Source organism: Pelosinus sp. IPA-1 (genome assembly GCF_030269905.1).
Taxonomy (GTDB): domain Bacteria; phylum Bacillota; class Negativicutes; order DSM-13327; family DSM-13327; genus Pelosinus.
Genome location: NZ_BSVC01000010.1, coordinates 47,343 through 72,465 on the forward strand (window position 1 = coordinate 47,343; position 25,123 = coordinate 72,465).

Annotated in this window: 19 protein-coding genes; 3 read left to right on the plus strand and 16 right to left on the minus strand. The window is 40.1% G+C overall.

Features of this window, described 5'->3' with window-relative positions; genetic code table 11:
- Window positions 1-6: 6 nt before the first annotated feature.
- The 8 genes from QSJ81_RS21595 to galE all read right to left on the minus strand — a co-directional run bounded on the left by QSJ81_RS21595 (window position 7) and on the right by galE (window position 12,529).
- Window positions 7-3,099 (minus strand): efflux RND transporter permease subunit, encoded by a 3,093-nt coding sequence (locus QSJ81_RS21595; RefSeq protein WP_285719422.1) that lies wholly within the window; start codon window positions 3,097-3,099, stop codon window positions 7-9.
- Window positions 3,096-4,208 carry an efflux RND transporter periplasmic adaptor subunit gene (locus QSJ81_RS21600; RefSeq protein WP_285719423.1) on the minus strand — a complete coding sequence of 371 codons (1,113 nt, stop codon included), beginning with the start codon at window positions 4,206-4,208 and terminating at the stop codon, window positions 3,096-3,098. The genes QSJ81_RS21595 and QSJ81_RS21600 overlap by 4 nt, the downstream gene beginning before the upstream one ends.
- Window positions 4,209-4,648: 440 nt before the next feature.
- The gene (gene araA, locus QSJ81_RS21605) at window positions 4,649-6,154 is read right to left on the minus strand and encodes an L-arabinose isomerase (RefSeq protein ID WP_285719424.1); all 1,506 of its coding nucleotides are present in this window, start codon (window positions 6,152-6,154) and stop codon (window positions 4,649-4,651) included.
- A 57-nt stretch (window positions 6,155-6,211) separates the two neighbouring features.
- Window positions 6,212-7,888 carry a ribulokinase gene (locus QSJ81_RS21610; protein WP_285719425.1) on the minus strand — a complete coding sequence of 559 codons (1,677 nt, stop codon included), beginning with the start codon at window positions 7,886-7,888 and terminating at the stop codon, window positions 6,212-6,214.
- 313 nt (window positions 7,889-8,201) lie between these two features.
- Entirely contained in the window at window positions 8,202-9,404 is a 1,203-nt protein-coding gene (locus QSJ81_RS21615) for an ROK family protein (protein WP_285719426.1), read from the minus strand.
- A gap of 243 nt (window positions 9,405-9,647) precedes the next feature.
- Entirely contained in the window at window positions 9,648-9,857 is a 210-nt protein-coding gene (locus QSJ81_RS21620; RefSeq protein ID WP_285719427.1) for a 3D domain-containing protein, read from the minus strand.
- 173 nt (window positions 9,858-10,030) lie between these two features.
- On the minus strand, window positions 10,031-11,524 hold the full coding sequence (gene galT, locus QSJ81_RS21625) for a UDP-glucose--hexose-1-phosphate uridylyltransferase (protein ID WP_285719428.1): 1,494 nt from the start codon (window positions 11,522-11,524) through the stop codon (window positions 10,031-10,033).
- 12 nt (window positions 11,525-11,536) lie between these two features.
- Window positions 11,537-12,529, minus strand: a complete 993-nt coding sequence (gene galE, locus QSJ81_RS21630; protein ID WP_285719429.1) for a UDP-glucose 4-epimerase GalE — start codon at window positions 12,527-12,529, stop codon at window positions 11,537-11,539.
- A 234-nt stretch (window positions 12,530-12,763) separates the two neighbouring features.
- Between galE and QSJ81_RS21635 the strand changes: the two genes are divergently transcribed.
- A complete protein-coding gene (locus QSJ81_RS21635) occupies window positions 12,764-13,108 on the plus strand; it encodes a DUF4870 domain-containing protein (RefSeq protein WP_285719430.1) in 345 nt (114 codons plus the stop codon).
- A 75-nt stretch (window positions 13,109-13,183) separates the two neighbouring features.
- On the opposite strand, the gene QSJ81_RS21640 is transcribed toward QSJ81_RS21635, so the two are convergent.
- Window positions 13,184-13,534 (minus strand): ASCH domain-containing protein, encoded by a 351-nt coding sequence (locus QSJ81_RS21640; RefSeq protein ID WP_285719431.1) that lies wholly within the window; start codon window positions 13,532-13,534, stop codon window positions 13,184-13,186.
- Between the two features lie 548 nt (window positions 13,535-14,082).
- Between QSJ81_RS21640 and lepB the strand changes: the two genes are divergently transcribed.
- Both lepB and QSJ81_RS21650 read left to right on the plus strand, forming a co-directional pair.
- A complete protein-coding gene (gene lepB, locus QSJ81_RS21645; RefSeq protein WP_285719432.1) occupies window positions 14,083-14,652 on the plus strand; it encodes a signal peptidase I in 570 nt (189 codons plus the stop codon).
- Between the two features lie 330 nt (window positions 14,653-14,982).
- A complete protein-coding gene (locus tag QSJ81_RS21650) occupies window positions 14,983-15,615 on the plus strand; it encodes a hypothetical protein (RefSeq protein WP_285719433.1) in 633 nt (210 codons plus the stop codon).
- Window positions 15,616-15,848: 233 nt separating this feature from the next.
- On the opposite strand, the gene QSJ81_RS21655 is transcribed toward QSJ81_RS21650, so the two are convergent.
- From QSJ81_RS21655 to QSJ81_RS21685, 7 genes are all read right to left on the minus strand, one after another.
- The gene (locus QSJ81_RS21655; protein ID WP_285719434.1) at window positions 15,849-16,412 is read right to left on the minus strand and encodes a C40 family peptidase; all 564 of its coding nucleotides are present in this window, start codon (window positions 16,410-16,412) and stop codon (window positions 15,849-15,851) included.
- 27 nt (window positions 16,413-16,439) lie between these two features.
- Window positions 16,440-16,919 carry a hypothetical protein gene (locus QSJ81_RS21660; RefSeq protein WP_285719435.1) on the minus strand — a complete coding sequence of 160 codons (480 nt, stop codon included), beginning with the start codon at window positions 16,917-16,919 and terminating at the stop codon, window positions 16,440-16,442.
- A gap of 26 nt (window positions 16,920-16,945) precedes the next feature.
- On the minus strand, window positions 16,946-20,122 hold the full coding sequence (locus QSJ81_RS21665) for an efflux RND transporter permease subunit (RefSeq protein ID WP_285719436.1): 3,177 nt from the start codon (window positions 20,120-20,122) through the stop codon (window positions 16,946-16,948).
- Between the two features lie 10 nt (window positions 20,123-20,132).
- Complete coding sequence (locus QSJ81_RS21670) at window positions 20,133-21,302, minus strand: efflux RND transporter periplasmic adaptor subunit (protein WP_285719437.1); 1,170 nt, start codon at window positions 21,300-21,302, stop codon at window positions 20,133-20,135.
- Window positions 21,303-21,332: 30 nt separating this feature from the next.
- The gene (locus tag QSJ81_RS21675; protein WP_285719438.1) at window positions 21,333-22,631 is read right to left on the minus strand and encodes a TolC family protein; all 1,299 of its coding nucleotides are present in this window, start codon (window positions 22,629-22,631) and stop codon (window positions 21,333-21,335) included.
- Between the two features lie 608 nt (window positions 22,632-23,239).
- Window positions 23,240-24,412 (minus strand): sensor histidine kinase, encoded by a 1,173-nt coding sequence (locus QSJ81_RS21680; protein WP_285719439.1) that lies wholly within the window; start codon window positions 24,410-24,412, stop codon window positions 23,240-23,242.
- Entirely contained in the window at window positions 24,405-25,100 is a 696-nt protein-coding gene (locus QSJ81_RS21685; RefSeq protein WP_285719440.1) for a response regulator, read from the minus strand. Before QSJ81_RS21685 ends, QSJ81_RS21680 begins: the two co-directional genes overlap by 8 nt.
- Window positions 25,101-25,123 lie beyond the last annotated feature (23 nt).

Consider the following 25,123-nt stretch of genomic DNA (forward strand, 5'->3'; position numbering starts at 1 on the left):
ACCTCATTACTTTACTAACGTTTGTTGCAATTTTTCATCTTGTAAAATAGAATTGGGTTCTACCTTATACCAAGCTGCATACATAGTTGGTAAAACTAATAATGTCAAAATTGTAGCACCAAATAAACCAGCAGCAATAGCTACTGCCATAGGTCCCCAAAACACGCTTGATACCAAAGGAATCATCGCCAAGATTGCAGCTGCTGCCGTTAATAAAATTGGCCGAAAGCGAATAATAGTTGCATTAATAATGGCATTCCACATAGATTCTCCGCTCAAAAGCAGTTGTTCAATTTGGTCTATCAAGATAACAGAATTACGCATAATAATCCCTGATAAAGCTAAGATACCCATCTGTACGACAAAACCCATAGGACTTCCCGTAAGTAATAAACCAACTACTACCCCAATGATACCAAGAGGTGCTGTTAATAAGGTTAATACCATCTTGGGCACATTTTGTAGTTGAATCATCAAGAGAATCATAATAGCCCCTATCATCATGGGTACAGGCTCCGTCATGAATTTAGCAGCTTTTATACTATCTTCTAGTGATCCATCTAATTCAATGGTATAACCAAAAGGCAAATCACCACGTAACTCTTTCAGATTCTCATAAACCTCTTGCGCAACATTGTTACCCATATAGCCTGGATTTACTTCACCTTGCACAATAACCATGGACTTTAGACCTCGTCTCCAGAGAAGTCCATCTTCCGCATCATAACTTATCTTTGCAATCTGATCTACAGGAAGGTATTTTCCATTGCCAATGTGTACATTTAAATCTTTAATGTGGGTTATGTCATTTCTATCTTGTGGCGCAACCCGAAATAACATACTGATGGTTCTATCTTGCACACGAAAATCTGCAATGGTCGCACCCGATAATTGAGTTTGTAGGGACGTTGCTAATGAGTTGGTATCTATCCCCAACGTTCTTGCCTTGTCTTGATCAATCTCAAAATGCATGACTTTACTCTTCTCATCCCAATTAAGGTTTACATTCTTTGCCCCTGGATGGGCAGCCATGGTGTCTCGCATCTTTTGCGCAATTTCTCTTACTTTTTCAGGATCATAACCTCGAACTCTTAGCATAATAGGATAATCCGCAGAAGGACCATTGGCAATGACCTTGGTATGACCCCTTACGCTGCTAAATTCTTCATTTATTATCTTATTAACTTTTTGCGCTAAAGCCTCGCGAGCCTTTGCATCTTTCGCAACTATAATAAACTCTGTAAAGTTTGATTTATTAAAAGTTGGTTCAAAACTTAAAACAAAGCGAGGGGCCCCTTCCCCTACATGATAAGTGTAATACTCAATATCAGAATCACCTTCGATGCTTTTGGCAAATTGGTCTGCAATGTCTTGTGTGGCTTGTAATGAAGCCCCCTCAGGCAACTTCATTTGCACAATTAATTCTGGCCGTGTTGAAGAGGGAAAGAATTCCTGCTTTACTAGGCCCATTAATAATACAGCACCAACAAAGCATGCTACCGTCCCAGATAACACCTGCTTCTTATGACTTAAGCACCAAATTAAAACGTTCTTAAATAATCGATAAAATTTAGTGTCATGTACATTATGCTCTTGTCCTTCAACGCCTTTCGATTCCACTTTAATGAATATAAACCCTAATAAAGGGGTAACCGTACCGGCAGCGATCCAAGATAATAATAAAGACATAGCCACTACTGTGAAAATACTGCCGCAAAACTCAGCGGCACTTCCTTTTGCAAAACCAACAGGAATAAACCCAGCGCAAGTTACTAAGGCACCAGTCAAACGAGGATAAGCCGTTGCCGTATAGGCATAACAGGCAGCATTAAAACGGGTCCAGCCTTGTTCCATTTTGACGACCATCATTTCAATCGTGATAATGGCATCATCTACCAAGAGACCTAAAGCAATAATAAGTGCACCTAAAGAGATTTTATGTAAATCAATCCCCATAAAATTCATAAAAGTAAAAACAGCAGCAATGACTAACGGAATACATAGAGCCACAATGATCCCTGAACGCATTCCTAAGCTAAGGAAGCTTACCAATAATACAATGACAACTGCTTCTCCTAAAGATTCTACAAATTCGTCGATGGATGTTTCTACTACTTTGGGCTGGTTAACAGTCTGATTCAGTTCTAGACCTAGAGGCAATTCTTTTTTAACTTGTTCTATCGTACTCTTTAGATTTTCACCGAGAGTCAGTATATTGCCGCCAGGTTCCATCGCTAAGGCAATACCTATAGCTGGCTTACCATTAAAAAACATTTTCGGATCAGCAGGTTCAGCATACCCTCTGCTTACTTTAGCAATGTCCCCTAACCGAAAGGTACGTCCATTCGCCTGAATCGGTACATTACGAACTGCCTCTATATCTTCAAACATCCCTGTAACCCTTACATAAACATTATCAGAAGTTGTTTCAAGCATCCCTCCAGAGGCCATAGCATTTTGCCCTTGTAACGTAGTGGCGATGATACTAGGATCAATTCCGAGTTGAGATAGTTTGCTATTTTCCACTTCAATATAAATTTTCTCTGTTTGCACCCCAAGGAGGGTAACCTTTTTAACACTAGGAATATCCAAGAGCAGACGGCGAATTTTTTCCGCTTTTTCCCGCATTTCCTCATAAGAAAATCCATCACCAGTAAGGGTATACACAACACCATATACCTCATCAAATCGATCATTAAAATTGGGATCTAAGGCACCTTGCGGAAGAGTGCCTTTCATATCATTAATCATATTGCGAGCTTCTAACCAGGTGGACCTAACATCCTTTTTGAGAACTGTGTCTTTTAAAATTACGTAGGTAATGGTTTGCCCTGGAGTTGAATAACTTTTTACATAATCAAGCCCAGGCAAATCCTGAAGCTTTTTTTCAATCTTATCTGTGACCTGTTCTTCCATTTGACGGGCTGTAGCTCCTGGCCAGGAAACTTGAACAATCATTTGCTTTATTGTAAAATCGGGATCCTCCATACGACCCAGCTTATGGTATGATACAATCCCCATAATAAAAAACAATACGATAAAGAAATAAATAAATTGCTTATGGTTTAAAGACCATTCGGTAAGATTAAACTGTTTCATAAGGCACCACTAGCAATTCGAACTTTTTGTCCTTCTTTTAGCTTGTGCACTCCTGCTGTGACAATCTGATCCCCATTTTGAAGACCTTCAAGGACTTGTATTTTCCCATCACCAAACGCTCCTACTTTAACAGCACGTAGCGTTACAGTATCATTATCAATCACCCACACTCCTGGAGTATTACCATTTTGATAAATCGCCGCTAACGGAATGTAAGTAGCCATTTGTTGATTGCTGCCTTTATTGATTACCGTTACCGTAGAAGTCATCCCAAGCTTTACTTCTTGAGGAGGATTCATCAAACTTACTCGTACTTTGTAAGTGCGAGAGACTTTATCGGCCATAGGAGCTATTTCTCGAATCATAGCATCCAAAGAAATCGTGGGCAATGCCCAGAAAGTAACCTTAAGCTGCTGGGCGTTGCGCAGTTCATCAATACGATTTTCTGGAACATTGATTTCAACTTCTCGTTCCCCATCTTGTACGACCGTAATAACTGTTATTCCAGAACTAATCACTTGCCCTACTTCCGCTGTAATACTAGAGACAACACCTGGTTTATCTGCATATAACATACTATAATCCAGTTGATTCGAACCTTGGGAATATTGGGCTGAAGCCTGATGAGTAGCAGCTACTGCCACATCATAAGCATTTTCGTATTGATCTAACGTAGCACGGCTAACCGCATTTTGTTCATATAACTGACGATAGCGATTCAGGTTACTTTCTGCTAGGCGTAATTGAGACCCGGCAGAGTAAACTTGGGCTGAATTGCTGTAAACCGTTTGTTGAATATCCTTTGCATCAATTTGCATCAATACATCACCTGGTTTGACAGTGCTTCCTAACTCAACGTTCCTTTTAACAATTTTCCCATTGACTTGAAAAGCTAATTGACTTTCATATCTTCCACGGACTTCTCCAGAATATAGAAATGTTTGTTGTGCTCCAGTGGTTCCTACAACCGCTGTTTTAACGAAAGGAATCTCTTCTGCAACAAATTTCGTCTGAGCATGGCTTTTCCAGATGAATCCTACCATAACACTTACTAATACGGCGCCTGCAGCTATACTCAAATATAACTTTCTCTTACCAGACTGCTTCATTCTCTCACTCCTAAAAATTTAATACTGCTTTTAATAGGCAATAATTAATTAAATGTTTATTTAAAATAAATATTTAATTATAGTATATTGGTAATAACCAATTTTGTCCATAGGTGTTTTTTAAATTTTTCGAGATTTTTTATCCGATGACTAAACCGCTCTAAGACCCCCATCTTCATCTGTTTGACAGTCTGTAATTCCCTGTCCTTGACGGTCAGGGAAACAGGCTGTAAACTCGAAATAAGTTCGCCTTAAGGGTCTCCGGACCCAAGGCTCACTTATATAAGTGGGAGTTAAGAGGGGCTAAGTCCCTGGATAAGAAGGGCTAAGATTCAGATGGAGTTAAACTCCATCTGAATCAAGTCTTCTTTATATGGCCTCTGCTAATAACAAATAACCCCTGTACGATAAAGTACAGGGGTTATTTGTTGCCTTATTTTCTAGATTCCTTTTGCTAAATGGTAATAAAGGTCATTCCATTTTAGTTCCTTTTTGAATTCTGATATTTTCATTTCATTGTCAATTACTAAATACTCAATTCCTGCTATTTCAGCGAAGTCTTCCAAATGCTCTTTTGTAACAGCCTGACTAAAACCAGTATGATGACCACCACCAGCTAATATCCAGGCTTCTGCTCCTACTTTGAGATTGGGTTGTGGTGCCCAAAGAACTCTAGCTACAGGTAGTTTGGGCAAATCAAATTCAGGCGTTACCACGTCCACTTCATTAACTAACATGCGGAACCGGTTTCCCATATCTAAGATAGTGGCATTTAAGCCTCTGCCCGCTGGTACATTAAAGACTAAACGAACAGGGTCTTCTTTACCGCCAATGGACAATGGATGAATTTCCAGGGACGGCTTCTGAGCCGCGAGGGATTCACAAACCTCTAACATATGAGCTCCTAAAACCCTCATTTTACCTTCTTCTAAATGATAAGTATAGTCCTCCATGAAAGCTGTACCGCCTTCTAGACCATAAGCCATAACTTTCATAGCCCTGAGTAGAGCAGCTGTCTTCCAGTCCCCTTCAGCACCAAATCCATATCCATCTGCCATGAGACGTTGCACCGCCAGGCCTGGTAACTGATTGATACCATCAAGATTTTCAAAATTGGTAGTAAATCCTTTAAAGCCACCTTCTATAAGGAATTTTCTAATACCCAATTCAATCTTGGCAGCTTCTTCTAAAGAAGCCCGTTTCGCCCCACCTGCAAGAAGTTCTTGTTGTACTGCATAACTGTTTTCATATTCAGCAACCAGTTTCTGAATTTCAGCAGGACTTACTTTATTAATATAGGACACTAGATCACCAAGGGCATAACCATTGACAGAATACCCTAACTGGATCTGGGCTTCCACTTTATCCCCATCCGTTACTGCTACTTCCCTCATATTATCGCCAAAACGAGCAAATTTAGCACCCTGTAAATCATTCCAAGCTAAAGCTGCTCTAACCCAAACGGCTAAGCGTTCAATTACCTCTTGGTCTTGCCAAAAACCTACAATCACTTTGCGAGCTTTTTTCATTCTAGCTACAATCGAACCGAATTCCCGGTCTCCATGGGCTGACTGATTCAAATTCATAAAATCCATATCAATTTCTGACCAAGGAATGTCTCGATTATATTGGGTGTGTAAGTGGACAAAAGGTTTATTTAAGATATTAAGTCCTGCAATCCACATTTTTGCTGGGGAAAAGGTGTGCATCCAGGCAACAAGCCCAATACAATTTTGGGCACTATTAGCCTCTACGCAAAAATTATGAATGGCATTTGGTGTGGTTAATACAGATTTAAAAACAACCTTAACAGGTATTTTGCTTTGTTCTCCGAGGAAGTTGGCAATAATTTGCGAATGCTCTCCGACGATCTTTAATGTCTCTTCTCCATACAAATGTTGACTGCCAGTAATAAACCATACTTCTTTTTCTTTTAAATCAATCATTATTTACTCTCCTTTTATAACTGATCTCAACTTATACTGATTTTTGAAACATGGTTTTTAACAGGTTTTCGCTTTTCTTTTTATTTCTTTGAGTCGCTTCATAACATCGTTTGCCCCACGTCCGAAATAATCGTGGATAATTTTATACTCAGCATATAATTTTTTATATTGTGCCACATTTTTCTCAATTGGTTTATACACCTTTTTGACGAAAGTCATATGAGCTGCCGCATCCAAAATAGTATCATAACCACCACTTCCCTTACCTGCAGCCACCGCACCAAACATAGCAGCGCCTAAAGCAGGTGTTTGTAGAGAGGCTGCAATATGAATTTCTCGCCCTGTTACATCGGAGTAAATTTGCATGAGAAGATTATTTTTCTGAGATAAACCACCACAAGCATATAATTCATCAATCTTTACTCCCGCTTCCGTAAAAGTTTCCACAATCATATTCGTTCCATAGGCAGTGGCCTCAATTAATGCACGATAAATCTCCTCTGGTTTGGTAAGAAGGGTCGCTCCTAGCAGCACTCCTGTCAAATGAGTATCAACCAATACAGAACGGTTTCCATTCCACCAATCAAGAGCGATTAAGCCACTTTCTCCAGGAAATAATGCCCCGGCCTTTTCTTCTAATAATTGATGAATACTGATATTACGTGAAGCTGCTTCTTCTGTATAAGTGCCTGGAACGCAGTTTTCAACAAACCATTCAAAAATATCACCGACAGCAGATTGTCCGGCCTCGAAGCCAAAATAGCCTCCAATAACACCATCCTCTACCACACCGCACATACCATCTACTGTTTTCTCTTCCTCTCCTAAGACAATATGACAGATGGAAGTTCCCATACTCATAACCAGTTTCCCTGGTGTAACCACTCCGGCAGCAGGGACTGCCGCATGGGCATCTACATTACCTACAGCGATAGCCGTTCCTGGTTTTAAGCCCATCTTCTTTGCCATTTCCGTGGTTAATTCGCCAGCTTTGCTCCCGATAGCAACGATAGGACTATTTAACTTTTCTTCAACTAGATTTTCTAATCTAGGATCCAATGCTTTAAAAAATTCTTTGCTAGGATATCCCTCTTGTTTATGCCATATCGCCTTATAACCTGCAGTACAACTATTACGAATATCTACACCCGTCATTTGCATGATAACCCAATCTGTAGCCTCCATAAACCGATCAGCTACTTGATATATTTCGGGAGCCTCATTGGCTATTTGCCATATTTTAGGGATTAGCCATTCTGAAGATATTTTTCCACCATAACGGGCAAGAAAGTTTTCTCCCCTCGCAGCTGCTATTTCATTTAAGCGATTAGCCTCATCTTGGGCTGCATGATGCTTCCAAAGCTTTACCCATGCGTGAGGCTGATCCCGATATTCGGGAAGCTGACACAAAGCTCTTCCGTCTTTCGTCACAGGCAGCATGGTGCAAGCAGTGAAGTCAATCCCTAATCCTACTACATCTTCAGGATCTACCTGGGAGTCTTTTAACACTTTAGGAATTGCCTCATACAGCACCGTTAAATAATCCTCTGGATTTTGTAGTGCCCAATCATATTCTAACTTGATATTTGTACCTGGCAACTTCTCATCAATCACACCATCAGGATAAGCTACCACAGCAGTTGCGACCTCTTTGCCTGTCTCAACTTCAACAAGCAATGCCCTACCAGATTGGGTACCATAATCAATTCCCAAACTATACTTTTTACTTCCCATACTATCTAACCTCCATCTTATTTATGATACAAAAAAATTTTCAATCTACCAGCAGGATACTCTGCCTCTTTATTGCCATACTCTAATGTATGACATAATCCCATTAGATACCATTTAATCCCAATTAAAATACTGCTATTATTTCCGTTAATTAATTTATAAATTAATTTAATATTAAATAATATACGACATGATTTCCTTACTTCCTTCTTCAAATAGTAACTATTTTTTGAAAATTCTATTTTTGAATAATAAAGGACTGCCTACATTCCAGCACTTTCTATGGTTAGAATATAAACAGTCCTTTATATAATTATTTAAGTGAGAAAAAAATTCCCTCCATAACTAAATCAACAATTCCCTTCAAGGCTGCCCTTCTCCCTTCCGTGGAAAATTCAATACGAGTAGAAGAATAACAATTGCCCAAAGCACGTTCTTTAATGACTTCCTTCATGGTCTCTTCTATAAATTGTTGCCCTTTAACAATCCCACCACCAATGAGCACTAATTGGGGATTAAAAATATTAATAATATTAGCCGCCCCCATACCAAGATACCTGCCCACATGCTGAAGTGCTCTTATCGCAAGTAAGTCCCCATCTCCAGCTGCAGCATAAATGTGCTCAGGCTTTATCGCATTTATATTGCTTTCTACCATCTCATAAAGTAGCGAGCTTTCTCCTTCCTCTATTGCCTTAGTTACCATTACTATCAATGCTGTCTCTGATGCCATAGCTTCAAGACAGCCAAAGTTACCACAACTACATGCAGGCCCATTCACATCCACAACCGTATGACCAATTTCACCTGCACTGTCACCTAACCCTCTATATAGTTCACCATTTAAAATAATTCCAGAGCCAATTCCGCCACCGACTCCTAAAAATACTGCATTTTTAATGTCACGATATGGGCCATAGTGATAGGCTCCTAAAGCCATAGCCCGCATATCATTCTCTACAAAAACAGGAAGTCGAAACTTTTCTTCCATAATGTATTTTAACGGTACATTATGCCAACCAGTACTCGGAGAAAATAAAGAAAGTCCTTCCCTCGACATGACAGGTCCCCTCACAATAATGCCAATGGCCATTGCTAATTTTCCATTTTCAGAAGCATAACACTTCGCGATGGTGTCTTCGACTAAGGACAATATTTTATCTTTATCTATTTTCCGAATATCATGACAGATCTCTTCGGCAACTTCTAATTCCCCATTGATCAAATACCCTTTAATTTCTTTCGAACGAATGTCAACAATAATCATGTTAACCATTTCAGAATTAGCCTTAAGGAGTACAGGGCGTCTACCGCCACTATATTCACCAACCATATATTCTTGAATCAAACCGGCTTCAATGAGTTTGCCCGAAACGTTCGTTACGGTGGGTGCAGTTAAACCTGTCAATTTGGCAATATCTACACGAGATATAGGTCCACGTCTTCGAATCATATTAACAACAAGGGACTCATTAAGACCGCCCATTACTTTTACATTTGTAGTTACACCTTCCATATTACACCTACATATCACTTTCATTTATTTTTTGTCACCAGAATGTAACGCACATTCACTATGTTCATAATTATATAAATATAAAATTAAATTGTCTATACCATTTAATTTAATTCTTAATTAACAAGACAAGTATGGGCTAACTCTTCGCTATTAAGGAGAGCATGAATATGTCATGCCTTCTGATTCTAAACATATAAAAAGCACCTAATTTTCCCTAATGAAATCAGGTGCTCACTAAATCTATTCTTCTTTTGGCGTTTCTACAACATACACTTTCACTGACTTAATACCAAAATCAATAGCTTTATCCCGATTCATAATAGCAGTATCAATGCGATTGCCTTTGATTGCGCCACCGGTACCTTCTGCTATCTTATACTCACCATGACCATCAGGATACTCAACGTATAACGAGAACCTAAGGGATTTACCATGATTTATATGTTTCACATGGATTTCCTCCTTTACGAGGTTATTATCCATAGTATCTACTAATTTATTTTGGTATTCTAGGTAATTTTTAGAGATAATTAAAATATTGAACCACAAAAACACAAAGACCACTATGGAACGTCTCCTTGTGTGACGCGATAGCGGCATTGTGCCTTAGTGGTCAAAACTGATTATATTCTATTTACAGTTTGTATAAATTTTTTAAAACCTGCCATACCTTGTTCATTTCTTTTGAAAACACCAGCATCTTCTAAAACTCGGAGGAATTTAGCTGCTGTCTCTTTTTTTATAAGTTCTTCTACATTCCCCTGATTTGCGATTTCTTTGTATTTTTCAGAAAGTTCTTCAGCCCATACTTGATGATATTCTGCTACATTACACTCTTCACCTAGTATCTGCTTTTTCACTTCTTCTAATTCTTGAATCAGTCTTGCTGGCAGCACGGCCAATCCCATGACTTCAATGAGGCCAATATTTTCTTTTTTAATATGCTGTACATCTTTGTGAGGATGGAAAATTCCCAGCGAATGTTCCTCATTTGTGCGATTATTTCGGAGTACGAGATCAAGCTCAAATAATTCATTCCGTTTACGTGCAATGGGAGTAATTGTATTGTGTGGTGTTTCCCCTGTATAAGCTAAAATATCTAGAGATGGATCACTATACTGCCTCCAAGAATGTAAAATACAATCCCCTGCATCAACCAATTCCTTCACATCTTTACCTCGCAAGCGAAGGACAGACATAGGCCATTTCACAATGGCGCAGGTAACACCTGGAAACTGGTTTAATTGAAACGGATACTCATCTGCTGCCCGCTCCATGGCAAATTCATAGCGCCCTCCTTGGTAATGATCATGAGATAAAATCGAACCTCCAACAATTGGTAAATCTGCATTGGAACCAACAAAATAATGGGGAAACTTCTCAACAAAAGACACTAAGCGCACCAGTCCTTGACGATCAATTTTCATATCCCGATGCTCATTCGAAAGGACAATGCAGTGCTCATTATAATAGACATAAGGGGAATATTGAAGAAACCAAGGTTCACCGACAAGCTCGATTCGTACTAAGCGATGATTCGAGCGAGCAGGATGCCCAATTCGTCCAGCATAACCTTCATTCTCCACACACAGTAAACACTTGGGGTAATTTGTGCTTTTTACCCCTTTTTCTTTCATAATATCTTTAGGATTTTTTTCTGGCTTGGATAAATTAATTGTAATATCTAAGGTGCCGTATTCCGTTTTTGACTGATAACTTATATTTTTTGCAATCCGTTTGGTTTGTATATAGTTACTATTTTTACTCAACTTATAAAAATAATTAGTTGCCTCAATACCATTCTCTTTATATTTCTCATAGAAAATTTTATTGACCTCAGAAGGTTTTGGCATAAAGCAATTGACAATATTACTTGCAAGTATTTCTTTTTCATCAAAGAGATCTTCAATCACTTCATTCCTAACTGCATACTCTACTATCTCTTCTAATAGATCGGCTATTGTTGGTTCGCCCTGCAGCCTATCAGTTACCACAAAATCATTCATTCCAAGGAGATATAGAATTTGATTTCTTACATAGATCTCATCTTCTGATTCTATAAATTCTAAAGTAATTGCACATTCAATTAGTTGTTGAATGATTTGATATATATTCATTCTCGAATCTCCTTATTCACCTTCATATCCAGCTGGATGACTTTGATGCCATTTCCAAGCATCTGCTATAATTTGATGAATCAAAGTGCGCTTTGGTTGCCAACCTAATATTTTCTTCGCTTTATCAGAGGAAGCGATTAAGGTACTTGGATCACCAGCTCTTCTTTCTCCTATTTTTGCTGGAATTGGATGCCCCGTAACTTCCCTTGCTGCCTCGATAATCTGTCTAACTGAAAAACCTTGGCTACTACCAAGATTAAATATATTGCTGTCTCCCTGGTTCTCTAAATAATGCATCGCTAATATATGAGCTTCAATTAAATCTTCCACATGGATATAATCTCGAATACAAGTCCCATCTTCTGTATCATAATCCTCGCCGAAAACTGTAATATACTCCCGTTTGCCTAGTGGGACTTGCAATACTAACGGAATCAAGTGAGTTTCCGTAGCATGATCTTCACCAATTTCCCCCTGATCCCGAGCCCCTGCTACATTAAAATAACGCAGTGATACATATTTGATCCCATAGGCAGAGTCACACCATTTCATTAGTTTTTCCATGGTTAGCTTCGTTTCCCCGTAAGCATTCGTAGGGTTCGTGGGCATATCTTCTGTTATCGGTACTTCCTTAGGTTCGCCATAAGTTGCTGCCGTAGAAGAAAATACAATTTTGTTTACGCCAAATTCATTCATAACTTCTAAAAGTACTTGCGTTCCATACACATTATTGCCAAAGTACTTTATCGGATTTGTCATGGATTCTCCCACAATTGAATTGGCGGCAAAATGAATTACTACTTCAATCTTTTCCTTTTGGAAGACGCTTCGTAAAAACTCTTTTTCCCGGATATCCCCTTTATAAAAAACTGCCTTAGAAGGAACAGCTTGTTCATGACCTGTTTCTAAATTATCTACTACGACTACCTTATATTCCTTTTCTAGTAACTGGTGCACTGCATGAGATCCAATATAACCTGCTCCGCCTAATACTAAAATACTCATGATATGGCCTCCTAATAATTTTCTGGCTCTCTATTTTAGAATAATTAGTTTACTCTTATAGCATAAACTCTTTCAACGAAAAATCAAGAACTCCTTTTTCTGAAAAGTTAAAAAAGTAATCTGAATACTATATACCTATGACTAATCTAGGTATTCTTACTGTCAAATAAATAGGCGCAACATATAGTATAGTAAGGTATTTTTAATAGAAAATGCCCAAGAGGGGGAAATAGGATGAGTGGTCAGAATACAAGAACTTCCCTTGGTCTGAGTGAAAACATAGAAGCAATATTATCTTATGTTTTTGGTTGGTTAACTGGAGCCATATTCCTTGTATTAGAAAAGGAAAATAAGTTTGTTCGATTCCATGCCCTACAGTCCTTGGTAACTTTTCTTGGCTTATTTATTTTATCAACCGTGATACGACTTATACCCATTCTAGGGTTGTTACTTTCACCACTGATTGCCATAGCATCTATGGTTTTATGGTTAGTTTTACTCTATAAAGCATATATAGGGGAAAAATACAAATTACCAGTTATCGGTACTTGGGTGGAAAAGCAAATTGACAAAGAATGAAGGAAAACCTGAAAAGGGTATTGTACCAAGTATCAGTTGACACTTGGCACAATACCCTTCTATCTAAATATTTTTTTATTCCCCTAGCACTTCTGAAAAATAGATTACGCTTACAATATCGTTAGGTGATATTGATTTAGCATAAAGCGTTTCAAAAAACTTAATTAGTTCTTCGGTTGTCGTAATCGTAGGATTTTGATGAACTAAGTCCTCTGCCGTCAATTGAGAAAACTTTTTAATATGTACCTTATCAATAATCGCCTGGTACATTTTTTTTCTAGGACTTAATTTTTTTCCGAAAGTAATCCACACTAGAGAATTTTCTGCATATACTTCCCTTAAATCCCCTAAGCGAACCGTACAGTTCTTAATACGACTCTGTAATAACTCCTCATGATGTGACGACTGAAAATTTAATGCAAACATAATGTTTCCTCCTCGAAGTAAATATTTAGTAAATCTACATTTTATTTTCCATGAAGCAGAAGCTCCCCCTTACTATCCTAAATACATTAAACATATAGCATAGGTTATAGGATGGGTATGGAAAACACTAGGTTACACAGTAATGGCGGAGCGTGATAATTATATATAGACAAAATGACACTAAGAACTTATGTCTTTAGCGCCATTGCTTTTTTGAAATGAAGTTATAACTGCCACCGAACAATCTATTTTGTTTAAGTATATCATCCCTCTTGCTTGCCGTCTATATTATATATCATAATTCAACTACTCATTCGAATTTTTAAAAATCTTTAGGCAATTATACCGACCTGTCACATCTACGTCACACATTTAGGATACTATTACTTTAGTACTTTAGTTTTTGATTCACTTAATTACCAAAGAACGATCTCTACCAAGTAAGATGAATTCTTCCTTTGTCCGATGGCACTTTACTTCTTAAAAAACATTTGATACAATCGTATTACCTCTTTGGGCAACTTAACGTTAGAGAAGGAGACCCTATTATGAAAATAATGAATGCCATTTTTGACTGGTCCTACAGTATTATAATAGCCTTTACCTGCGCCTTACTGATTAACGCATTTTTGTTCCAGCCGACTCGCGTACAAGGCAGTTCTATGGAGCCTACCTTACAAAATGATAATTATTTATTTGTTTCTAAGGTATCCCACACTTTAAGGCAACTACCAGATTACAGCGATATTGTCATCATTGATAGTCGCGTACTAAGGGAACGAACTTGGAAAGATGATTTAGTTGATCCTATGAATACCTATTTAGGCATGCTGAAACTCGTTGACCAATCTGCTGATCACCACATTTGGGTCAAAAGAATTATTGGTAAACCAGGAGATGTACTAGAGTTTAAAGACAATAAAGTATTCAGAAATGGTATTGCTTTAGAAGAACCTTATACAAAAGAACTTATGCTTTATAGTTCTGAGAAAAAAATCACGGTTCCAGAAGACCACGTATTCGTCATGGGTGATAATCGCAACAATAGCAGTGACAGTCGTTTTATTGGCCCCGTGCCAATCAACCAAGTCTTAGGAAAAGTAGTTTTAAAACTATAATGGTTTAGCTAAAAATACCTATTATAAAGAAGAGCAGGCAACCGATTGGTTGCCTGCTCTTCTTTATAATACTCGTTTACGCCGTAATTTTCATTATTAGCAATATGAACTATATATTAAAGTATATGAACATAGATAACTTACCAGCTGAACTTATACTGTTTTATCTTTAAGGCTTCCTAAATACCTTATGTTGTTTTTTATAAAGGAACTCCCCTACCGTCTTAAATTGTACTAGAAAAATAACACAAGTTCTTCATAGGTCATTCATTAGATCTTCATATTATTTGGATATTATAGTGGTAATAAGACGTAAGGGGGAAATTAAAAATGAAAAAGACTTTAATAACCGCATCTTTATTAGTAATGAATGTAATGGGAGCAAGTATGGTTTCTGCGAATGAAATTCTTCCGGAAATAAACCCAATTAAACCTAGCATTGAGACCATCGCTAGTGGAAGCCAAAACAGTCGACAATATACCATGATTGATCACAATCCTGCACTTTACAATAAGCAGGTAGTAGATGGTCGCACAATGGAAGGCTGGGTTAAAAACGATATAGTCACTACCAGAGTTAACGGGGTTATCACTAATTCCTATCCCATCAAGGGAGATCTTGAAACGACCGTTAGTGGTAGCCAAAACAGCCGACAATACACCGTGATTGACCACAATCCTATCCACTACACCAACAAGGTAGTTGGCAAGCATGCGGTAGAATCCTGGGCTAAAAACGATGTAGTCACTACCAGAGTTGACGGCGTTGTCACTAATGCCTATCGCATCAATGAGGATTTTGAAACCATCGGTAGTGGTAGCAAAAACAGTCAGCAATATAGTGTGATTGACCACAACCCTACCCACTACAGCAAAAAAGCTATCGGCGGTCATACAGTAGAAGGCTGGATGGCAAATAACGTAGTTAACACTAGAATTGACGGTGTTCCCTCCAAATACTAAATTCAATACATAGCTGAACCACTCTATCGTGAAATATGATAGAGTGGTTCTATTATATTTATATTCATAATAAGGTCAGGAAAATCTAGGCATCTTACCATTAGTTATTTTTGAATGCCTATGCGCTGCTTTTATCGAATCTTAAATCGAACCATTTACTAAATAAGATGCTATTTTTTTCAGATGGCTACTTATAAAGAAGATCAGGCAGCCATTGGGCTGCCTGATCTTCTTTATAATACTCGTTTCGCACCATAATATCGCTGTACAAAATAACTATCATTCATATCCCCAATAGCGACTACGCCTTTGGAAAAGGAGGTATGAATAAATTTATCCCGGCCAATGTAAATCCCCACATGAGATGCACCTGGTTCATAGGTAGTAAAATACACTAAATCTCCCGGCTGCAGGGAAGCTGGCGATACGGTTCTGCCAACTAAAAACTGTAAATCAGCGGTTCGCGGCAAATTGATACCAGCTTGCCTGTACACATATTGCACTAATCCGGAACAATCAAATCCCTGAGCAGGCGAGGCTCCTCCCCACACTACTGGTTGACCAAGCATACTGCTGGCAATAGTCAATATTTGTGCCGACTGTCCAGACTGAGCAGTTGGCAGAGCAGCAGATCGAGCTGCAATCTGCTGCTCATCTGCTACTGGCATAGTAGCGCCTGTTACTATGGAATCCAAGGACTGCATAAACGCACTATAACTAGAGTTCGGAGAAGCCTGAACCACTCCTGTACCGCTAAAAAGAATCCCGGCAAATAGTATAACTATCCATCTATTCATGATCTGCTTCTCCTCCCTGGTTAGTTATCACTGGTGCTTCATGCTTTGCAAATCGGCTGTAGTTTGTTTCATAACCTCTTGCATCGTCTTCACTTTACTTTCCATGGCGCTAGGATCTATTTTACCAGAATTAACGGTATTCTTAATATCACCAGCCGCTTTACGCAAGCTGTCTTTTAGACCGTTATCCATCATGTGTGGCATGATTTTTTCTGTAGTGCTTGCCAGTTGTCCTGCGGTTTTTTGAGCTTCCATAGTCTGGCCAGCTTTCACCTGTTTCATTACATCCTGCAATTGTTGATCCATGTCTTTCATTATAGGCATAGGATCTCCTTTCGGCATTGACATATTTTCATGCCCTGACATATCCATACCCTCATGACCAGATTTTTGTTGACTAGCAGGCGGCTGAGATGCCGCTTGTTTTTCACTAGAACTGCAACCAGTTATCAGTGCCAATACCACCGTCATGGACACAATGCCTACTACGACTTTATTTTTTTTCATTTTAAAAGCCTCCTAATTATTATCAATTATTTTTCAATGGAACTTGCCGATGCCTTAGCTCCCTGCTTACGCTCACGCCATTGATGCCATACTAAGTAAATACAAGGCAATACAATTAACGTCAGAATTGTCGAGGTTACCAAACCACCAACAACTACAGTAGCCATGGGTCGTTGTACTTCCGCTCCAGTACCAGTGGAATAAATAAGGGGAAATAACCCTAAGCTAGCTACCAAAGCAGTAATCATAACTGGCCGTAGCCGTGTAATAGCTCCCTCAATAATTGCCTCTTCCAGCGATTTTTCTTCTCGAAGTGCTTTAATGTAAGTCACCATAATGACACCATTCTGCACCGCAATACCGCATAGTGCGATAAAACCTACAGCCGCTGCCACCGTCATATAGGTGCCTGTAGCATAAATGGCCACAATGCCTCCTACCAGCGAGAACGGAATATTCAGCATGATGAGAAAGGCATCATCAGCGGATTTAAAGCTCATATACAGCAAGAAGAAGGTAAGGACGATGACTGCTGGCACTACCATTCCGAGACGTGCTTTCGCCCGTTGTTGATTTTCGTACTGCCCAGTCCATTTCAGGGAATAACCTGGTGGTAAGTCGACCTTCTCTTTAATGACTTTAGAGGCTTCATCGACAAAACTGACCACATCTCTGTCCTTGGTATTCATCTGAACAATGATGCGATAAATGCCATTTTCACTGCTGATCATGGATGGACCATCGACAACTTGAAATTTGGCTACATCGCCTAATGGTACATAAGCACCGCCAGCTGCTGAAGCAGTAGCTCCTTTAGCCGCCCCACTGCTACCCATACCACTATCGGCTGCCTTAGCACCACCACCAGTCACTGGAATCAAAATGTTTTGCATGGCGTCAATTTTTTCACGATTTTCCCGGCTATAACGCACCAACACATCAAACCGCTTTTTTCCTTCTACAGTAGTAGTGGCCCTTTTACCACCTATCGCCAGTTCTATGGCGTCTTCTACGTCACCAACGTTAAGACCATAGCGGGCCACTTTTTCCCGGTCCATTTGTATTTCCAAATAAGGCGCTCCAAAAACCCGCTCAGCATACAAGTCACTCGCTCCAGGAACATCCCCTAGCGCTTTTTCAATTTCAGAAGCTTTTTGCTGTAAGACCTTCAGATCTTCCCCATACAACTTGATACCTAATTCTGTCCGCACACCTGTTGTCAACATTGACAAACGGCCGGCAATCGGTTGAGTAATAGCTAGATTTAGTCCAGGAACACTAGCTAATTTATTCGTCATTTCTTCTTTAATGGCTTCTTTGGTCATACCAGGACGCCACTGTTCTTTCGGCTTTAACGTAACAACTGTCTCAATCATATTAACCGGGGCTGGATCCAAAGCCGATTCCGCTCGCCCCACTTTCCCCACGGACATATCAATTTCCGGTATTTCCATAATTAGCTTATCCATGGTCTTAGCCGATTCTACCGCCTGCGTCAAGGATACGCTGGGCAGCATGGTCGGCATGACCAAAAAGGTTCCTTCATCCAGTTCCGGCATAAAGGTAGTTCCAATCAGTGGCAATAAGGAGAATCCAGCAATAATCACCACTACAGCCATCGTAATTGTTGCCTTTTTATACTTCATAACTTTCTTCAGCAATGGTACATATAGCTCATGCATTTTAGCTACGATCCAAGTGTCTTCTTCTTTGATTTTTCCCTTCAATAGCAAGGTGCATAATACAGGTACCACCGTGAAGGCTAATAGAAGTGACCCCGTCATGGCAAAGGATTTTGCAAAGGCCATAGGAGTATACATTTTCCCCTCTGTCCCAGTCATAGTAAACACTGGCAGGAAGGTCACAATGATAATTGTGATGGAGAAGAAGATGGGCGCAGCCACTTCTTTCGCCGCTTCCAAAGTCACATCCACAATATTTCGTCGACCGCCATTCTCCGCCAGATGCCGATAAACATTTTCGACCATAACAATAGCCGCATCGGTCATAACTCCAATTCCAATAGCAATGCCCCCCAAGGACATCAGGTTTGCTGATAAATGGATACCTTTCATTGCAATCAAAGCAATGAGGATCCCAATCGGGATGGCACTTGTTACAATAATACTTGATCGCCAATTTCCTAAAAAGGCCAGAACGATAATAGATACCAGAACAAATTCTTCAATCAATGCTCGCTTAAGAGTATTAACCGCATTTTTCACCAGCTCTGTCTGATCGTAGTAAGGAACAATGCGCATCCCCTGAGGCAGAGTTGGCTGAATTTCAGCAATTTTTCCTTTTACTTGGTCAATGACATTCAATGTATTTTCGCCCATGCGTTGAATGATAATACCACCAGCGGCCTCATAACCATCCTTAGTCAGTACACCACGGCGAAAATCTGGTCCAGTTGTTACTCTCGCCACATCTTTCACATAGATGGGGATATTATTGTTTTGAGTGATAACAATATTTTTGATATCCTCAATGGACTGCACTAACCCAAGACCACGAATGACAAATTCTTGACCATTTTGTTCCACAACTTTGGCACCAACGTTGGCATTATTGGCCCCAATCGCACCAAATACCTGGCCAACAGAAATTCTGTATGATTTCATTAAATTAGGATCTAAATTCACTTGATATTGCAGAACATAACCACCAATACTAGCCACCTCGGCTACACCAGGAACGGCACTTAATTGAGGTTTAATAAAAAAATCCTGTACCGTCCGTACATCCGCTAGATTATGACGATCACTTTCAATCGTATACATGAAGACTTGCCCCATAGGAGTACTAACAGGACCTAATGCAGGTTGCACTCCACTCGGTAGCTTAGGAATGGCTTGTTGTACCTTCTCGTTGACCACTTGCCGTGCAAAATAGGTATCTACGCCATCTTCAAAAATAACTGTTACCATGGAAAAGCCAAAGGAAGAATTAGATCGCACCTCTTTTACCTGTGGTAGCCCCCGCAAAGCCGTTTCCAAAGGATAGGTTACCTGATCTTGCACTTCCTGCGGGCCGCGTCCCATCCAGTCGGCATACACCAGTACCTGATTTTCACTTAAATCGGGAAAGGCATCTATGGGGGTATCCTGAACTGTAAAGACACCCCAAATGATAATGAGCACTGACAAAGCAATAATAATCACTCTGTTCTTCAGCGAAAACTCAATTAATTTATCTAACATATTGCACCCCCTACATCTTCATGCCGGCCATACTGCCGCTGCCTAACTGAGTCTGGGAGTCAATGAGGAAGGTAGCAGCTGTAACCACCGCTTCGCCAGGCGCAAGCCCGGAGAGGATTTGGATATAACCATCCGCTTCCTTACCAATTACTACATCCCGTTTCACAAAGGTATCTTCTCCTTGTGCCACAAATACCACCTTGCGGGTACCAGTGTCAAGTAGGCTAGATTCTGGCACAACCAGTGTTTCACCCAATGGTACGTTGATGGCGGCATTGACAAATAGATTTGGTTTCAGCCTACCACCCGGATTCCCCATAGCCACTCTAACCTTTACCGTTCGGCTGCTATCATCTAAGATTGGGTTGATAAAAGTTACCTGTCCACTAAAAACTTCACCAGGGTAGGCATTACTTGTCACAGTAACCGGCTGCCCAACCTTAATATCAGCTAGATCTTTCTCATAAAGATCAGCGTACATCCAAACAGTAGACAAATCAGATAAGCCATATAACTTTTCTCCCGGCATAATGTATGCGCCTGGCAATAGCAGTTTTTCCAAAACAGTACCACCGAATTGAGCATAAATCGTCATATGGTCATTTGCGCGGCGCGTCTGTTCCAGCTGGGCTACTGCCTCATCGGATACACCGAGTAGTTGCAATTTTCTGCGAGCTGCTTCTAATAATCGATTATTGATCTGCACCACATCTTTACCAGCTCCCTTGAGTTTCTGCACACTCTCCGAGGCCAGCAAATATTCCTCTTGCGCCGCTATATAAGTAGGACTATACACGGAGGCAATAGCCTGCCCTTCTTCAATGGTTTCACCATCAGCAGATACATACAGTTCATCTATCCTGCCTTCAACCCGAGAAGTAATATACGTTCGTCCGCTTTCATTCATCGCTATTTTACCAGTAGTCTTTATATCCTTAGCAAGGGCTTTTACTGTAGCTTGCGCTGTCTGCACTCCTGCCAACTGCCTAGCTTTTGCATCTAGTGTTACCGTATCTCCCATTGCCATAATAGAGCTGCCACTCATTTGATGAGCGGAATGATCCATCACTATTGGCTGTTTATTATGATTATAGGTATAATAACCTGCTGCACCAGCAACTAACACGCCAGCAGTCACACCAATTATCAGTTTCTTTTTGCCCCCAAATCTTTCTATCATGCTACCTCTTCCTTTCATCCAGATCATTCATTACGGCTCTAACCCGCTGTTAAATAACGGTTTACCTACGGCTTTCTCTAAATTCGCAGCCGCTTTTTCATAATTGATTCGCGCCTTATAGTAATCTAATCGCACATTACGGAGGGAATTAAGGCTATCCAGAACAGCCATGAAATCGACTTTACCGTTGGTATAGCTCACAACTCCGGCTTGATAAGTTTGCTCAGCTTGGGGAATTACTGTATTTTTATACAGATCAATCTGGCGCCAAGCAGTCTGTGCTTCGGCTAGCGCCATTTGTAAATCCAAACCGGTCATATTTTGCATATTGGTTAGTGAAGCCTGTGCTGCATCTAAGTTAGCGGAAGCGGATTTAATTTCTGCTTTGTTTTTTCCTTGCCAAATTGGCAACATCACCATAAATTCCATTTTCCAAGTATCAGGTGCTGTCTCCATTTCAGTTTGCTTTCTATCTTTATAGCCAATGCTGAGTTGATAATCTGGTAGTTGTTGCTTTTTCGCCAATTCAACACCATTCTTTGCCATTTCTACTTGCCGTTCCATGCTCACAACAGTTGGCTTACCTGTTTGGGCTTCTGTTTGCAATTTGGCCAAATCAAAATTAGGAGGCGGCGCGCTGAATTCTTCTTTCACCGCTAGTGGTGTATCGGCTTTACGGCCAATGACAGTATTAATTTTCGCTTTTGCTACTGCTGACATAGATGCCATACTTAACAAATCGGTAGTCATTTTAGAGAACTCAGTTTGGGCCCGCAAGGTATCTTGCAGAGGTACCATTCCTGTGGAATAATTAACTTGGGCAATCTGAACTAGCTGCCCCATAAGTTGCTGATTTTCCTTACCAATCTCCAGCGCTTTATCGGCATAGAGCAGGTCATAATAGGCCATTTTGGCCGTAGTATAGACCTCCATCTGCTTATCTTGGTAATTTGCTTTGGCCATTTCCGCATCACTACCAGCCATTTTACCCATGGCTTTTAATTTGCCTGGATTCATAATTTCCTGGGTTAAAGTATATTCAGTCATCATAGCATCAAAGGGATTTAAGCTGCTCTTTGGTATGTCATCTTTCATAATCCCAAACTGCGGATTTGGTAAGGCTTTAGCCAGCGGGATGCGGGCTTGTTTTTCTTCCCAGCGTTTTTGGCTCTCAATGACAGCTGGATTATTCTTGACTGCAGTATCCACCACTTGCTTTAAAGACAGCGTTTCCTGATTCTCCGCTGCCATAACTGGTGCCATCAATCCCAATACGAACACTGCGGTCAAGGGTAATGCTTTTTGTTGAAACCATTTTCTTATTTTCATATGTCCCCCTTTACGCCCCCACCTAGGGCCGTTAATGAAAAAATTATTTTTTATACTAAATTTAAAGCGCAATAATCCTGTTTACTACTATACAGATAAGTTATGAAGAAGTTGTGAAGATCTCATGAAGATCCCATGAAGATCTATATAATTTTTATCTATAGTCATGAATATCTGAAAGTCTTTATTATTTTTAGTCTTTAACCCTCTATTTCCCTGATTTGAATGATCGAAACCACACAATACTCCCTCCCTATGCGTCATGAGGCATTATTTTGATTTTTATCATTCTTCTTTGATAGATACCTCTTCAATTCGATTTAAAAGATAATACCATAAATACCCAACCACTACCGATTGGATTATAAGTAATCCCAACATTGCCCTTCACCTCGTTCTTCTTTGCTATCAATATCATATCTAACTGTTGTGAAGATCTCATGAAGAAAGTTTGAAGAACTGATGTTATTTATAATGACTTCACAACCTTCCTTATAATACAGGGAAGGTTCTTTCCTATTCGGAAATAAAAACAGAGACGCAACCGAATGCGTCTCATGATAGATTTTCTATATAGTTTTGAACTACCTGCCTCGTTCTCACATGTATTACAAGAGATTCCCCTTATCCCGACTGTTTTCTTCCAGACCAACTGGTAACAGTATTTGAAAAACACTTCCCTCTCCCAACTTACTTTTGACTGCTACCCGGCCGCCATGAATTTCCACAAGTTGTTTAACAATAGCCAATCCTAAACCCGATCCACCGCTTTTTCTATCTCGAGACTTGTCCCCTCGATAGAAATGGTCAAAGATATGAGGTATATCCTCTTGTGCAATACCAGGCCCGTTATCAGTGACTGAAACCTTAAGCCATGATCGACCTTCTATTTCTTCCTGCACTGTAACAACCTTTACAATACTCTTAGTTGGAGAATAACGAATAGCATTCACTAAAATGTTATAAAATACCTGGTTGAGCCGATCTGCATCCGCTTCAAGCTCCGGCAATTCGTCTAACATACAATTCACGCGGATGTCCTTCTCATCCGCTAGCGGTTTAAGCATGTACACTGCCCGACTAACAATTTGATTGACATTAGTGCTACTTTTTTCTAATGCCAACTGACGAACTTCGGCTAACGACAAGTCACGAAGGTCTGTAATGAGGCGATTGAGCCGGATAGCTTCTTCATGTAATGAAGAAAGTTGTTCCTGACTCGGTTCAATCACACCGTCTACCATCCCCTCTAGGTGTCCTTGAATTATGGCAAGCGGTGTCCGAAGCTCATGAGCGATATTGGCTAAAAATTGTCGGCGCAAGCTGGCATTGATTGACAACGCCTCAGCCATTCGATTAAAAATAGCAGCCAAATGCCCTACCTCATCTTTTGTTTCCACTGGCACCTTTTGGTCAAAATTACCTTGCTCAATTTGTTCAGCAGCACGACTCAGATTACGCAATGGAACAGTAATGCTGCGAGCCACTGCATAGCTAGCCGCCAAGCCGGCTGCTAATACAGCCATTCCCACCCAAATAAGAGACTTGTGGACAGAAGCCAAAAAAGTTTCTTCTGATGGTCCCATGACGAAAGCCACTGTTGAATTGCCAACATCCATATGCTTCATCATGCCATTTTGCCCCATTTCCATATTTTGCACTACTAGATATTCTTTGAAATGCTCATTCATCTGCCCGTTCGTCAAGTAGACGAGCAAAAATACCGTAAATGCCACTGCCAAAAACATCACGCCTGTAATACGGTAAGTAATGCTATTCATTTGCTTCACCAGCAAATTTGTAACCAATCCCATATACCGTTTGAATATGCTGAGGTTCCTTTGGGTTAGTCTCAATTTTGCGACGCAAGTTCTTAATATGTGCATCAATGGTCCGTTCATACCCTTCAAAGCTATACCCTTGGATTTGTTCGACAATCTGCAGGCGACTATATACCTTACCAGTATTGGCCGCTAATAGTTCCATAATTTTAAATTCGGTGGGCGTTACGTCCACAATATGGCCACCGTTGGTAACTTGGTGACGTTCTAAGTCAATGATTAGAGTTCCCACTTGAATTGGCTCGCTCCGCACCATCTCTTTATTTGCACGACGCAAAATGGCCTTGGCGCGAGCGACTACTTCTTTGGGGCTAAAAGGCTTTGTCACATAATCATCAGCACCAATTTCCAGACCGATTAATCTATCACTTTCTTCATCCCGAGCAGTAAGCATAATGATGGGGATGTCATTATCCTTTCGAATTTTCCGGCAGACATCCAATCCATCAAGACCAGGCAACATCAAATCTAACACCATAATATCTGGCTTCTTTTCCCGCACTACCTGCAATGCATCTAGCCCATCATTAGCCGAATACGTCATACAGCCTTCTTTTTCAAAATAAGTTCGCAAAAGCTTAACTAGTTTCACATCATCATCTACAATTAATACTGAATATTGGGCCATAAGAAGCCCCCCTCTCACACAAC